Below are 14288 nucleotides of genomic sequence, written 5' to 3' on the forward strand. Positions count from 1 at the left end.
AAAAGGACCGGGTATGTACCCGGCCAACAGGCGCTAACGTGTAATCAGGGAGAACGCCGAGAGCAGAGGATCTCCCGGCAACATATCCAGAATATGCTGACGCAACGAGCGGGCATTCTCGCTGTTGCGCCACGCTTCAAACAGCGCGAAAAGGGCGTAGATTTCGTCATGGCTCAGCGTGGAATCATCCATTGTCCACAGGCAAAATAGGGTGCGAAGCATAAAGATGTCAGCCACCAGCCAGAAGAAGCGCTGCAGCGCGCTTTCACTCTCGTGCTGCGGGAAGGTATCGTGATACAGGCGATAAATCAGATAGTTACTGAATATCCATGCGTCATGGGCAAAGTAGCGCTCATAGGTATTTAACCACTGATCCTGCAACTGCTGCTGAAGCATAGCCTCACTGTTTGCATCCTGGAGCATCAGCAGACTTACCTGCAGAGGTAAGGTCAGCTTGCGCGTGCTTTCCGGCAACCGATCCCAATTGAACTCACAACTGCCCATTTGGGTGATCAGCTCCCGCTGCAGTTGGGGCAGGCTGGGCAGTTGCACGAACTGCTCCTGCAGTTTTCCGCTTTGCGCGTGGGCGGCCAGAACCTGCGGCAGCGAGGCCAGTTTCTCAAGCATAGGATCGCTGTCGCCAGGGCATTTCTCGGAAAAAGAGAGCATGATGCCCAGCGCATACAAGCGCAGTTCCGGTGACAAACCGGGGAGCGTGATGGTATGCAGAGCAGATTGATTAAGTACCTGATCGCGTGGAGATAACGCCGGGCTGTCCGCATCGGCTGCACATTGCGAGGTATGCAGCACAAAGGCGTTGGGATCGCCTAATGCAGCCTGACAGCTGGCCGGATCGGTTAATACCAGACTCTGACGTACTTCCGTTTTCCAGCGCATTTCGGCCAGTAAAGCGGAATCCGGATGGTGGGATAAAAACAACCGGACAAAGTCAGGTTCATAACAATCAATCATACTCATAATGTGTTCTCAGTAATCCCTAAATTCAAAATCTGGCTACATCATTGCAATATCCATGCCTGAATTTTTATTGTATTTATATCAATTAGTTAGGGTGTGCGCGGAAAGTCGTTTTCCGCGTCAGGGAAGGAAGGTTTAGCGCTGGTAAATAAAATCCGGCTCGGTGCCTAAAAAAGTCTGAATAAATTCATACTGGCGGATCAGCAACTCGCCGTTTTTTTCGTTGTACGCCTTGCAGCGTTTCGCTTTTTGCTCAAGGCTCTGCCACCAACCCTCTGCGGCACTTTTTTGTAAGCCCGGCAACCAGCTAAATACCTGTTCCATCCCTGCACGATCGACGCTTACGCCCAGCAATTGCAGGATTGAGCGGCGCTGCTGGCTACTGTTATTCAACTGCTCATAGTGCTGTTGAATCGTCTCATTGACCGCCAACAGCTCTTCACTGGCGCGACGGATCATGCACAGACGTTGTTGTTCTAACTGATGTCTGAGCGCGTCATATCGCGTCCCGTCCTCCCGGATACCCTGAAGCAGCGTTTTCACCTGCTGTAGCCTGGTACTCACAATTTTGGCCTCTTATTTCTGGAAAAAGCTGAGCATGTCACCAGCCAGTTGCTGGGTATCAACCTGCATGTCGCCTGCGGCCAGCATGGCCTGCATTTGCGCCACTTTGTCGTAATCAACGTCGCTTTGCGGATCGCTGTTCAGCGTTTGCTGCGCCGTTTGCAATCCCGCCTGAGTAATATCGTCGGCGGAAAGCGTCGCGGCGCTGGAGGTAGTGGTCTGCGTGCTGCTCTTGTCTGAACGCGTCTGCCCGGTTGTAGATGCAGGGCGATCGCCTGGCAGAGTCGGGGTAATTTTCATAGCAACCTCGTACATATTTCGTTGGGTTGGTTATCTGTTATTGGCTAAAAGCGACGGTAAGAGAGGAAAACTTTAATCCCATCACAAAAAATCCCTTCACTGCTCGGCCGTCAGTGTGGTGACCACGCCGATATCGTCCACCATCCCGCTAATGATCCGCTGGCTGCTGCTGTTGCGAATTTTTATCACATCCCCTTTGCGCCCGTTCTTCAACGCCACGCCCGGCATCGAGGCGGTAATTCCGGCCGTATGGGAGACGATCATCACCGGTTGCTCGCGTTTGACCAGCACCGGTTGAACCAGTTCGCTCCGGGTAATCGGTTTGCCCGGTTGCAGGGCGCGCTTACTGGTGAGACCAATCGCCTCATCCATATTTGTCATTAATCCTTCCCGCTGGTTGCTGATATTGAATTTTTTAAGCTGCAGGTCGTTGACCGTAATTACCGTATCTCGGGCAATCAACGACTTTGGCATCACTACCGGCACCGACACGTCGGGGCGTACCGCAACGTTAAATTGCCAGCCCGCGCTGCCCGGACAACTCACCACAAAGTTCATTCGCGTCAGGGCCATTCCTGGGGATGTGCTGGAGGTGATCTGGGGCGCTGTTGCGCATAGCGCGCTGGTGCTCACCGTTGAGGGAATATAGACGTTGAACGTGTAGCGATAGTCCTGCCACTGTTGTTTTTTCGCCAGCGCGTCAATTTCATGACCGGCGGCAGTTATGACCCGCGCGTTGATCTGTTCCCGGGCGCTGTGCTGAATGGGATGGACGGCGGCATGTGCGGGTAAGACACAGCATAACGCCAGCATTATTTCCGCGGCAAAGGGGAAAGAAGGCTTCCTTATGTCGAAGGGGAATTTCATAAAGTCATTTCTCATCAATCACTTAAAAGTTGGCATACATATTGCTAATAACAGCGATATCTACGCAGGAGTGATGCAAGAAATGGGAATCAGTTTTCAGCAGGCATTGGGTGTACATCCGCAGGCAGTGAAGTTACGTCTTGAGAGGACCGAGCTACTGACTGCGAATCTGGCAAACGTCGATACACCAAATTTCAAAGCTAAAGATATTGATTTTGCCGCTGAGATGCAACGGGCAAGTCGCACAAATGTGCTGCCCGAGGCTGACGTGAAATACCGTGTGCCGATGCAGCCCTCAGAGGATGGCAATACCGTAGAGCTGAATACCGAGCAGGCCCGGTTTTCACAAAATAGTATGGATTATCAAAGCAGTCTGACCTTTTTGAACCTGCAACTTAGCGGTATCAAAGAGGCCATCGAAGGGAAATAACCATGTCGTTTACTGATATTTACCAGATTTCCGGCTCGGCGATGACGGCGCAAACCATCCGTCTGAATACCGTCGCCAGCAACATGGCGAATGCGGAATCTCCCGCCAGCAGCGAGGCGCAGGCCTATAAGGCGCGCAGCCCGGTTTTTGCCGCGGTTTACCACAATAGCCTGATGGGTGGGCATAACCGCCATGCCATTGATGGTGCCAGCGTACAGGTACAGGACGTCATGCAAAGCGGCGGGGCGGTGAAGCGTTATGAGCCACACCATCCTATGGCGGACCAGAACGGTTTCGTCTGGTATCCGGATGTCAATGTGGTCGAGCAAATGGCCGACATGATGTCCGCCTCACGTGATTTTGAAACCGACGTTGATGTGCTGAATAACGTCAAAAGTATGCAGCAAAGCTTACTCAAACTGGGAGAAGTGTAATGAATACCCTGACTCTGTATGCCCAATCTCAGGCGCAGGCTCCTTCTTCGGAGAATACGGCGGTGGCTGAAAATAACGTCGGCGCTACGGCGCAAAGCAGCAATCTGGGAGACAGCAGTTCTTCCTCAACGTCGTCAACAACGAATACCAGCGGGACAAGCGGTACTCCAACCACGACAACGTCCACCGAAACGTCCGCGGTTGATACGTTTTTGACGCTGTTCGTGGCTGAAATTGAAAACCAGGACCCGACCGATCCAACCGATCCTACGGCCTATATCGATCAGCTCGCCTCCATGGCGCAGGTTGCCATGATGGAAGAGATGAGCGTGGAGGCAAACACTAACGCCGTACTGATGAGCAACATTCAGGTGATGGCGCTGGGGAATATGGTCGGCGACGACATCATGGTGCAAACCACCTCGCTGGATATCGAAGACAACAGCAAAGAAATCCAGGGACGCGTGACTCTGGATGACAGTTGTACCGATGTGGATCTGCACTTTACCGATGAAGCCGGTGATGACTACACCGTGTCGCTGATCCCACAAGGTGAAACCTCCGTCGGGCCCGGCCAGGTGGATTTCGACATCAATCCTGCGGATTACGGCATCCCGCCGGGCGATTACAGCGTATCCGTGGTGACCAATACCGGAGAAGAGGAAGTGCCGATTGAGGTGACCGGAACGGTGGAAGATGTGCGTATTCCGCTCGATGGCAGCACGCCAGTGCTCAACGTTGACGGCGTTGGCGAAGTGCCTTTCACCATGATCACCCAGTTTGGCGTTCCGGACAGCACTGATGACATCACGCCGCCGGATACTGACGACGGCGGCGATAACGCCGACAGCAACACCGTGATCTGATCTCGTTTACATTACAGGAAGAAACAATGAGTTATGAAATTGCAGCGACGGGACTGAACGCCGTCAACGAACAGCTTGATGGCATCAGTAACAACATCGCAAACTCCGGTACGGTTGGGTATAAATCGATGACCACCCAGTTTTCCGCCATGTATGCCGGAACGCAGGCGATGGGCGTGAGCGTGGCGGGTTCGGCACAAAGCATCTCCACCGGCGGCTCTATGGTTTCAACCGGTAATGCGCTGGATCTGGCGATCAACGACGATGGTTTTTTTGTGATGTGCGACAGCGCCGGGAACATCTCCTATACCCGCGCGGGTTCCTTCGTGACGGACAAAAACGGCTATATCGTCAATGCGTCCGGCGATTACCTGCAGGGCTATCCGGTTGATGACAGCGGCACGCTGCAAACCGGTACCGTTACCGATATCCAGATTAAAACCGGCAACATCCCGGCGCAGGCCACGGACAGCATGACCTTCACGGCAAACTTTGACGCCAGTGATGAAACAATCGATCGCGCAACCGTGCCGTTTGATGCCAACAACAGCGATACCTACACCGACAGCTACACCACCACCGTGTATGACTCGCTGGGTAATGAGCACTCGGTTAGCCAGTACTTTACTAAAACGGCGGATAACACCTGGGAAGTGCAATACACCTTTGATGGTGAAGCGCAGAGCGGTGTACCGCCGACTACGCTGACCTTCGACCCAAATACCGGCAAGCTGACGGCTCCAACCACGCCGCAAACCATCACCTTCACCACCGATGAAGCCGCACCGATTTCAATGACGATTGACTACTCCGATTGTACTCAGTACGGCTCTGACTTCTCGGTTACCACCAATTCCGCGACCGGATACGCATCGGCAACGCAAAACGGCGTGCAGGTCGATGACGACGGTAAAGTGTACGCCACCTACAGCAACGGTGAGCGCATGCTGCAGGGCCAGGTTGTACTCGCCACCTTCCCGGATGAGAACGGACTGGAAGCAGTGAGCGGTACTGCCTGGGTACAGACGGGCGAATCCGGTACGCCGCTGATAGGTACGCCTGGCTCCGGTTCCTGCGGCACGCTCTCCTCCGGCATGCTCGAAAGCTCTAATGTGGATATCACCAACGAACTGGTCAATCTCATGACCGCCCAGCGTAACTACCAGGCGAACACCAAGGTGATTTCCACCAGTACGCAGCTGGATCAGGCTCTCTTCCAGGCGATGTAAGGCTAAGAAATGGATCGGTTGATTTATACCGCGCTGAGCGGTGCCACCCAGACGTTGCAAGAGCAGCAAATTAGCGCCAACAACCTCGCCAACGTCAACACCAATGGTTTTCGCGCGGATATGGCGATGGCGAGTAATGACAAAGTGAAGGGCGGTGGTTTTGATACGCGTTTTATGGCGAAGGAAAGTCCCAGCGGCGTCAATGACAGCACCGGCGTGGCGGAAAAAACCGAGCGCCCGCTGGACGTCGCCATTCAGGGGACGGGCTATATCGCCGTGCAGGATAAAGCCGGAAACGAGGTCTATACCCGCAACGGCAATATTCAGCAAGACGATCAGGGTCAGCTGACCATCGACGGTAACGTGGTGCTCGGAGATAACGGCCCGATTATTTTGCCGCCGAACGCGATTGCCTCTTTCGGCAGCGACGGCACGCTCTCGGTTACGCCTGACGACGGTGATGTTACCGCCACGATGGATATCGATCGGCTGAAGCTGGTGGATATCCCGGTCGCTAATCTGGCGAAAAACAGCGAGGGGATGCTGGTGACGGCGGATGGCGTACCGGCCCAGCGCGATGAAAACATCAAAGTAAGCGGCGGCTTTCTGGAAGGCAGTAACGTGTCTGCGGTGAGCGAAATGATGTCGTCCATTGCGATGAACCGCCAGTTTGAAGCGCAAATCAAGATGATGAAAACCGCTGAAGATCTCAGCGACTCCGGCAACAGGCTGCTACGCGGCTCCTGAGTCGTAGCCTTTAATCAGGGATAAAGTTTTATGAACGCAGCGTTATGGATCAGTAAAACCGGCCTGTCGGCGCAGGATGCTGAGATGAGTGCGATTGCCAACAACATCGCCAACGTCAACACCACGGGCTTTAAGCGTGACCGCGTGATGTTCCAGGATCTGTTTTATCAGACTCAGGAAGCACCGGGCGCCATGCTCGATCAAAACAACATCATGCCGACCGGAATGCAGTTCGGTAGCGGTGTGCGCATCGTTGGAACCCAAAAAACCTTCACCGAAGGGAATGTGGAAACCACCGATAATGCGATGAACGTGGCCATCATGGGGCAGGGGTTCTGGCAGGTGCAAAAGGCCAACGGGGATATTGCGTATACCCGTGACGGCAATATGCAGATTAACGCCGACGGCGTGCTAACCAACGCCCAGGGCTTGCCGCTGCAACCGGAAATTGATGTTCCCGCTGGCGCGACCAACGTGGCATTTGGCGAAGATGGCACCGTGACGGCGATCCTGCCCGGCGACAGCGATCCGACCGAACTGGGGCAACTAACGCTGGTGAACTTCGCCAACCCGGCGGGCCTTTCAGCCGAAGGCGACAACCTGTATCTGGAAACGGCAGCCAGCGGTCAACCGACGGAAGGTATTCCGGGGGAAGATGGTCTGGGCACCTTGCAGGACAGCGCGCTGGAAGGCTCGAATGTGGATATTGTCAACGAAATGGTGGCGATGATTAACGTGCAGCGCGCCTATGAGATGAACGCCAAAATGGTCTCTGCGGCAGACGATATGCTGCAGTTTATTAGTCAGACGCTGTAATTCAAGAATGTGAAATGCCGGATAGCGGTTTCGCCTTATCCGGCAAATTTAAAGTAAACAGGCAGAACGTGAAAAATTATCTCTGGCTGGTGGTACTGCTGTCCCTGTTAAGCGGGTGCGAATCGCAGGCCCTCCTGGTCAAAAAAAATGACGAATTCTTTGCTCCTCCCAAAACCGAGTTGCCGCCAACGGCGGATGGTCGCGCGGGAGGAGTGTTCGAAACGGGTTACAAGTGGTCGCTGACGGCAGACCGCCGCGCCTATCGGGTGGGCGACATCCTGACCGTGATGCTGGAAGAATCCACCCAGTCGAGCAAACAGGCGAAAACCAATTTCGGCAAGAACAATACCGTTGATATCGGCGCACCGACTCTTTTTGGGCATACCAAAGATAATCTTTCCGCTTCCGTGGACGCCAATCGCGACTTCAACGGGACGGCGACCTCGCAGCAGCAAAACAGTTTGCGTGGCGAAATTACGGTGTCGGTGCACTCGGTACAGTCGAACGGCATTCTGGAAATTCGTGGTGAAAAATGGCTCACCCTCAACCAGGGGGATGAGTACATTCGCCTGAGTGGTCTGGTGCGCGCCGATGATATTCAAAACGACAACTCCGTTTCATCGCAGCGCATTGCCGATGCGCGTATCTCCTATGCGGGCCGTGGCGCATTGAGCGATGCCAATGCGGCGGGCTGGCTGACGCGTCTGTTTAACCATCCTCTCTTCCCGATCTAATGCAGGATTTTAATATGCAACACATAAGCGGGCGCTGGATGAAGGCGTTAAACGGCATCGTTATCGCCCTGAGCCTGGTGCTGCCCGGCACTACGCAGGCGCAATCTCTGGAGTCGCTGGTCAACGTCCAGGGGATCAGGGAAAACCAACTTGTTGGCTACAGCCTGGTGGTGGGGCTGGACGGAACCGGGGATAAAAACCAGGTCAAATTCACGAACCAAACTATTACCAACATGCTGCGCCAGTTCGGGGTACAACTGCCGGGTAAAATCGATCCGAAGGTGAAAAACGTCGCGGCGGTAGCGGTCAGCGCGATGCTGCCGCCAATGTACTCGCGTGGGCAGACCATTGATGTCACGGTCTCGTCGATTGGCGATGCCAAAAGCCTGCGCGGCGGTACGTTATTGCTCACCCAGCTACACGGCGCAGATGGGGAGGTTTATGCCCTTGCACAAGGGAGCGTGGTGGTGGGTGGGATGAACGCGACCGGGGCTAGCGGCTCCAGCGTGACCGTGAATACCCCCACAGCCGGACTGATACCGAATGGCGCGTCGGTCGAACGTGAAATTCCCAGCGATTTCCAGATGGGTGACACCATTACGCTTAATCTGAAACGTCCCTCCTTTAAAGATGCCAATAATATTGCGGCGGCGATCAACGCCTCGTTTGGCGGCATTGCTACGGCACAAAGCTCGACCAACGTCAGCGTCCGCGCGCCAACCAGCCCAGGGGCGCGCGTTGCCTTTATGTCTCAGTTAGATGACGTCCAGGTTCAGGCAGAAAAAGTACGCGCCCGCGTGGTGTTTAACTCGCGTACCGGCACGGTGGTGATGGGGGATGGTATTGCCCTGCACGCGGCGGCGGTATCGCATGGCAGCCTGACGGTTTCCATCAATGAAAGCAGCAACGTCAGCCAGCCGAATGCCTTTGCCGGTGGTCGTACGGCGGTGACGCCGCAGAGCAATATTTCGGTGAATCACGCCCGACCGGGGATGATTACGCTGCCTGAATCCAGCAGCCTGAAAACGCTGGTTAATGCGCTCAACAGTCTCGGGGCCACGCCGGACGACATTATGTCCATTTTACAGGCCCTGCATGAAGCCGGGGCGCTGGATGCCGATCTGGAGGTCATTTAATGGCTGACATCAAAGTGAATCATAGCGGGGGCATTGACGGTAGCGATGCGTTAATGGGCCCGAAAATTAAAGATAACGATTTGCAGAAAGCCGCCCAGCAGTTTGAAGCCATTTTCTTACGCAACATGCTGAAAGAGATGCGTAAAACCAATGAGATCTTCGACTCCAAAGATAACCCGTTTAACAGCGACTCGGTGCGCATGATGCAGGGATTTTACGACGATCAGTTATGTAACAGCCTGGCCCAGCAGCACGGTATTGGGATTGCGGCGATGATCGTTAAACAGCTCTCCCCGCATCACAAAGGATAAAGGTTGCGCGGCGGCTTAAGAACTGAGGTTTTTTCGCCGCTTTTAATCGGCAAGGTTGTTAACGACAGACCGGGGAACTGACCGGCGAGGACTCTTTGATGGACATGATTAACATTGGCTACAGCGGCGCATCTACTGCGCAGGTGGAGCTTAACGTAACGGCGCAAAACACGGCGAACGCCATGACCGACGGTTATACCCGGCAGGTGGCCGTCACCAGTACTATTGGCGCCAGCTCAGGCTCGGCGAACAGTGCGGGTAACGGTGTGCAGGTGGACAGTATTCGCCGGGTATCCAACCAGTATCAGGTGAACCAGGTCTGGTATGCCGCCAGCGATTACGGCTATTACAACACCCAGCAGACGTATTTAACTCAGCTGGAAACCGTGCTCAGCGATGATAACAGCAGCCTGAGCGGCGGCTTTGACAACTTTTTTGCCGCTCTAAACGCAGCTACCACCAGTCCGGATGACTCTGCTCTGCGTGAGCAGGTGATCAGCGAGTCCGGCGCGCTGGCGCTGCGCGTGGATAACACCCTCGATTATATCGATTCGCAAAGCAGTGAAATCGTTAGTCAGGAGCAGGCGATGGTGGCGCAGGTGAATACGCTTACCAGCGGTATTGCCAGCTACAACCAGCAGATCACTGAAGCCGAAGCCAACGGGGATAACGCGTCTGCGCTCTACGATGCCCGCGACCAGATGGTGGAAGAACTGAGCGGCATTATGGATGTTCAGGTCAATATTGATGATGAAGGTAACTACAACGTCACGCTGCAAAACGGTCAGCCGTTGGTGAGCGGGCAAGAGAGTTCCACCCTCGAACTGGAGACCAACGCCGACGGCACGCAGAGCATGTCGCTGACGTTCGCCGGAACCACGTCATCCATGAACACTGATACCGGCGGCTCGCTGGGCGCGCTGTTTGATTATCAGAATGAGGTACTGACGCCATTGACGGGGACGATTAACAGCATGGCAGAGCAGTTTGCCGATGCGGTTAATACCCAACTGGCGCAGGGCTACGACCTGAACGGAAATCCCGGCGAGCCGCTGTTTATTTATGACGAAAACTCATCGGATGGCCCGCTGGAAGTGAACCCCGATATCACCGCCGATGAGCTGGCGTTTTCCAGTTCGCCGGATGAAAGCGGCAACAGCGATAACCTGCAGGCGCTGATCAACCTCTCAACCGAACCGTTAGATATCGAGGGGCTTGGTAGCGTAACCGTGGGCGAAGCCTGTTCATCAATCATCAGTAACATCGGTATTTACAGCCAGCAAAACCAGACGGAAGCGGAAGCGGCGGCGAACGTGTACTCCGAAGCACAGAACCAGCAGAGCAGCGTCAGCGGCGTCAGCATGGATGAAGAAGCGGTGAACCTCATTACCTACCAGCAAATTTACGAGGCCAACCTCAAAGTTATCTCAACGGGCGCAGATATTTTCGACTCTGTGCTGGAAATGTGTAGTTAATCTGGAGGGCTATTATCATGCGCGTGTCTACCCAACAATCCTATGTGTCTATGACGCAGAGTTTTAACGACCTTTCCAGCGATCTTTCCCACGTTGTCACGCAGATGGCGACAGGGAAAAGTATTCTGCTGCCGTCAGACGATCCTATCGCTGCGACACGAATCACCCAGCTTAACCGCCAGCAATCGGCTCTCGATCAGTATCAAACTAATATTGATTCCGCCTCGGCGGGGATGAGCCAACAGGAGTCTATTCTGGATGGCGTGAATAACGATCTGTTAGCGATTCGCGACGATCTGCTGGAGGCCGCCAACGGCACCAACACCGCCGAGTCGTTATCCAGCCTGGGGCAGGATATTCAGTCGATGACCGAAGCGATGGTCTCGGCGCTGAATTATCAGGATGAAGACGGTCACTATGTGTTTGGCGGGACGGTGAACGATCAACCGCCCATTGTCGCGGTTGATGAGGACGGTGACGGGGTGACCGACAGTTATACCTATCAGGGTAACGACGACCATCGCCAGACCACGGTGTCCAATGGCGTTGAGGTTGATACCAATGTGGCGGTCAGCGATTTCTTCGGCGATAGCCTCGACGTTCTGAACACTCTGACGTCGCTGTCGAAAGAGTTACAGGATCCGTCGGTTGACCCTGCCGATCCACAGGTGCAAAGCGATATTCAAAATGCCATTGATACGGTGGATGTGGCCTCAGACGCGCTCAACGCTTCTATAGCCACCATTGGTGAAACGCAGAATACGATGAGCATGCTGAGCAGTGCTCAGACGGATATCACTACCTCCAACGATCAGCTTATCAGTCAGTTGAGCGATCTGGATTATGGCCCAGCCTCCATTACCTTTACCGGTCTGGAAATGGCGATGGAAGCCACTTTAAAAACCTACTCCAAAGTGAGTGAGTTAAACCTTTTCAGTGTGATTTAACAGTTAGCAGTAGCTCAGGAATAGTATGCAGGTCGGTTTAAATACAACATCACTCTCCGGTAGCGGAGCGCTTAATCCTTCTGTGCAGCAGCATACCGTTGCGCAGAATGCCCCTGTCCGTCAAAAGTTACCCGCAACGGCGAGTGATTACCCGGCCTCACCCCTTATTACTACCCGGCCTCAGCGCTACAGCGTGCAGCTTAACGATCAGCTCACCACGCTGCAGCAAGCTGACCACTACCTGGGTCAACTGGAGCAGCATTTGCTGGACTTTCGTCACGCTTCTCGCCGCGGCGGACAGGCGCTGCAGCAGAAGGGGGCTGAACTAACTCAGTGGCTGGAAAAACGGCCAGCATTGTCCGGTGATGCGGTCGACAGGCAGTTGCGTCCGGTTTTACAGGGTGAGGCACGCGTCACTTTTCACTCGCCTGAACTGGCGCAGATGCTGCAAAAAAACGCGATAAGTTCACGCATGTTCAGTGTTTCTGACGGGCGGCAGACGCAGCACTCTGCGGTGGTGGTGGGCGAGGACCTGGATCCTGGTCAATACAAAATGATGATGAGCAACGCGCTGCGCCGTGTCGGTGTACAGGTGCACGATCAGCAGGGGGCGCTGAGCTTTTCCACGACGGAGAAGCAATGGCAGCAGATCCAACAAACCCTGAGCGTACGTGATGTTGACGCGAAGTCCTCGGCGTTTACTCTGCTAAAGACATTTGCCGATCCCTCTCGTTCAGATGAGCTTCTGCAACATATCGCGCAGGGCAGTTCCCGCACTCAGGATGGGTTACAGCAGGCGCTGGATGCGATTGGCGATCAGCGCGCGCAAATGGCCGCGCAGCAGGAGAAGGCCCGGCAGCTGATTGACGGTATGGCGCGTTTTCCACAGGCAGAAAGTGCGGTTAAAGCATCTGAATCACTGGGCGGGGTACTGGATCATGCTAATCACAACTATCAGGTTTTAGCCCAGGCGGTCAACGGACAAGCCCGGCTTTCCAGCCAGACTGTCCGTAGCTTATTAAGTTAATTCTGCTGACAAGATGTTGTCGAAAAGGTAAATGCCGAGGGGTCTGTGATTAACAGGCCTCCTACATCCTGAGTGAAGAGCAAATTTTGCTGCGGGTTTAAATGAATCCACCACGTATGAAGGTTATGCTCAACAATAAAGGAACTGAAATTGGATAAGCGGAGATCGTTATTATCCGCTTTCGCATCGCTAAAATGAAGCTCACCTTGTTGAGATGATTCTGTAGAACGATTAAGGCAAGTGGAGATCTCGAATACTGAAGGAACCTGGTTATTATGTTCCAAAGGGATGAGCGTAAGGGCCGTATCCTTGTGCTGTGGGCTCAGAATAAGTTGGTAATGTGCATTCCTTCCGGCGTTAAGATCATAATAGGCAATAACCGTGTGCTCAATGTGGGCATGGGCCAGAAAACTAAAAAATAGGGAGGAAATAGCCAGGATATAAAAAGCGTAATTATTTGCATTTTGGCATTTCATTTAACATTTTCTCCACTTCTTTAATTAAAATACCATTCATTTCGTTATCTTTATTTAGCCAGTTATCAAAGCTTAGTGCTAACTGCCAGCTATCATTGCATTGATTGCTCATCACAATATCAAGTGCGAGTTTGTTCAACGAGACCCGATAATAAAGGGTCATTGAGGCGCTATGCACGACCAACAGTTGATTGATTTGCTCTATACCAGGAAGAATATGTTTTGAAACAAGCGATAACGATTTCTTATTCTCACCTGGATCGTAAAGTTGATAGACCGTAATACGGTTGGCATTTTCAAGCGTTTCTTTAACCAGTTGTGGAGTTTCTTCCGTTTTAGTGGCTGATGGCGCTTTAAAATAAGAGATCAGTGCAAACAGCGACAGAGCGACAACGATAACGGGCAAGGTAATCAGAACAGCCCGATAAGGATGATGTTTGGTTGCCAGTTTTTTCTTGCTGGCTTCATGTAATGAACTGTTATTTAAAGTTATTTTTTCTGTTGTTGTTGATGGCAGTTGCTCCTCAGACGCGAGGGTTTCAACTACCTCAGCATTCTCTTCGGTTACCTCACTGGCGCTGTCATCAACCTTATTTTCATTAGGAGCAATGATTTCAGTTAGATAGAGTTTATTAAACAAATACCCTTTTTTTGGTATGGTTTTTATAATTTCTTGTTGTTTACCATCATCATCAATAGCGACGCGCAGGGCGTGAACGGCTGTCGGCAAACTATTTCCACCGACGATGCGATTCTTCCAGACAGCGGTCATTAAAAATGAACGAGATAAAACAACATCGGCATTTTTAGCTAATGTCTCTAACAGAATAAAATGGTATTCGCCCAGGCGACGTATCTCACCTGTTTCACAGTGGATTAGCGCATTAAGCGAAGAGTCCATCCGCCAATTGTTGACTACAATACTCATGGTTTATTATACCCGCGCAAGAT

The 14288-nt window shown here is 53.0% G+C and carries 18 protein-coding genes; 12 read left to right on the plus strand and 6 right to left on the minus strand.

Annotated features, from left to right (window positions below):
• Positions 1–33: 33 nt before the first annotated feature.
• From BZK42_RS20425 to flgA, 4 genes are all read right to left on the minus strand, one after another.
• Positions 34–978, minus strand: a complete 945-nt coding sequence (locus BZK42_RS20425) for a lysine-N-methylase (RefSeq protein WP_080859967.1) — start codon at positions 976–978, stop codon at positions 34–36.
• Positions 979–1113: 135 nt separating this feature from the next.
• On the minus strand, positions 1114–1542 hold the full coding sequence (gene flgN / locus BZK42_RS20430; RefSeq protein ID WP_046275405.1) for a flagellar protein FlgN: 429 nt from the start codon (positions 1540–1542) through the stop codon (positions 1114–1116).
• 12 nt (positions 1543–1554) lie between these two features.
• The gene (flgM, locus tag BZK42_RS20435) at positions 1555–1842 is read right to left on the minus strand and encodes a flagellar biosynthesis anti-sigma factor FlgM (RefSeq protein WP_016151838.1); all 288 of its coding nucleotides are present in this window, start codon (positions 1840–1842) and stop codon (positions 1555–1557) included.
• 96 nt (positions 1843–1938) lie between these two features.
• Complete coding sequence (flgA, locus tag BZK42_RS20440; protein ID WP_080859969.1) at positions 1939–2709, minus strand: flagellar basal body P-ring formation chaperone FlgA; 771 nt, start codon at positions 2707–2709, stop codon at positions 1939–1941.
• Positions 2710–2791: 82 nt separating this feature from the next.
• Between flgA and flgB the strand changes: the two genes are divergently transcribed.
• The 12 genes from flgB to BZK42_RS20500 all read left to right on the plus strand — a co-directional run bounded on the left by flgB (position 2792) and on the right by BZK42_RS20500 (position 12861).
• The gene (flgB, locus tag BZK42_RS20445) at positions 2792–3139 is read left to right on the plus strand and encodes a flagellar basal body rod protein FlgB (RefSeq protein WP_016151840.1); all 348 of its coding nucleotides are present in this window, start codon (positions 2792–2794) and stop codon (positions 3137–3139) included.
• Between the two features lie 2 nt (positions 3140–3141).
• Positions 3142–3573, plus strand: a complete 432-nt coding sequence (gene flgC / locus BZK42_RS20450) for a flagellar basal body rod protein FlgC (RefSeq protein WP_016151841.1) — start codon at positions 3142–3144, stop codon at positions 3571–3573.
• Entirely contained in the window at positions 3573–4439 is an 867-nt protein-coding gene (locus BZK42_RS20455; protein WP_046275407.1) for a flagellar hook capping FlgD N-terminal domain-containing protein, read from the plus strand. Before flgC ends, BZK42_RS20455 begins: the two co-directional genes overlap by 1 nt.
• 26 nt (positions 4440–4465) lie before the next feature.
• Positions 4466–5668 carry a flagellar hook protein FlgE gene (gene flgE / locus BZK42_RS20460; RefSeq protein WP_019076087.1) on the plus strand — a complete coding sequence of 401 codons (1203 nt, stop codon included), beginning with the start codon at positions 4466–4468 and terminating at the stop codon, positions 5666–5668.
• Positions 5669–5677: 9 nt separating this feature from the next.
• Positions 5678–6415 (plus strand): flagellar basal body rod protein FlgF, encoded by a 738-nt coding sequence (locus BZK42_RS20465; RefSeq protein WP_016151844.1) that lies wholly within the window; start codon positions 5678–5680, stop codon positions 6413–6415.
• Between the two features lie 30 nt (positions 6416–6445).
• Entirely contained in the window at positions 6446–7231 is a 786-nt protein-coding gene (gene flgG, locus BZK42_RS20470; protein WP_019076088.1) for a flagellar basal-body rod protein FlgG, read from the plus strand.
• Positions 7232–7299: 68 nt separating this feature from the next.
• Positions 7300–7965, plus strand: a complete 666-nt coding sequence (gene flgH / locus BZK42_RS20475; RefSeq protein WP_049040809.1) for a flagellar basal body L-ring protein FlgH — start codon at positions 7300–7302, stop codon at positions 7963–7965.
• Between the two features lie 14 nt (positions 7966–7979).
• On the plus strand, positions 7980–9101 hold the full coding sequence (locus tag BZK42_RS20480) for a flagellar basal body P-ring protein FlgI (protein ID WP_016151847.1): 1122 nt from the start codon (positions 7980–7982) through the stop codon (positions 9099–9101).
• An 8-nt stretch (positions 9102–9109) separates the two neighbouring features.
• Entirely contained in the window at positions 9110–9412 is a 303-nt protein-coding gene (locus BZK42_RS20485; RefSeq protein ID WP_029139422.1) for a rod-binding protein, read from the plus strand.
• Between the two features lie 98 nt (positions 9413–9510).
• Complete coding sequence (gene flgK / locus BZK42_RS20490; protein WP_065554271.1) at positions 9511–10887, plus strand: flagellar hook-associated protein FlgK; 1377 nt, start codon at positions 9511–9513, stop codon at positions 10885–10887.
• Positions 10888–10904: 17 nt separating this feature from the next.
• Positions 10905–11834 (plus strand): flagellar hook-associated protein FlgL, encoded by a 930-nt coding sequence (gene flgL, locus BZK42_RS20495; RefSeq protein ID WP_019076091.1) that lies wholly within the window; start codon positions 10905–10907, stop codon positions 11832–11834.
• Positions 11835–11859: 25 nt separating this feature from the next.
• Entirely contained in the window at positions 11860–12861 is a 1002-nt protein-coding gene (locus BZK42_RS20500; protein ID WP_046275411.1) for a hypothetical protein, read from the plus strand.
• Here BZK42_RS20500 and BZK42_RS20505 read toward each other — a convergent pair.
• Positions 12858–13337, minus strand: coding sequence for a hypothetical protein (locus tag BZK42_RS20505; RefSeq protein WP_016151851.1), 480 nt, complete (start codon positions 13335–13337; stop codon positions 12858–12860). The two genes, BZK42_RS20500 and BZK42_RS20505, sit on opposite strands and share 4 nt — an antisense overlap.
• Positions 13315–14265, minus strand: coding sequence for a transcriptional regulator (locus BZK42_RS20510; protein ID WP_080859971.1), 951 nt, complete (start codon positions 14263–14265; stop codon positions 13315–13317). Before BZK42_RS20510 ends, BZK42_RS20505 begins: the two co-directional genes overlap by 23 nt.
• Between the last annotated feature and the right edge of the window lie 23 nt (positions 14266–14288).

The organism is Citrobacter braakii (assembly GCF_002075345.1).
Taxonomy (GTDB): Bacteria; Pseudomonadota; Gammaproteobacteria; order Enterobacterales; family Enterobacteriaceae; genus Citrobacter; species Citrobacter braakii.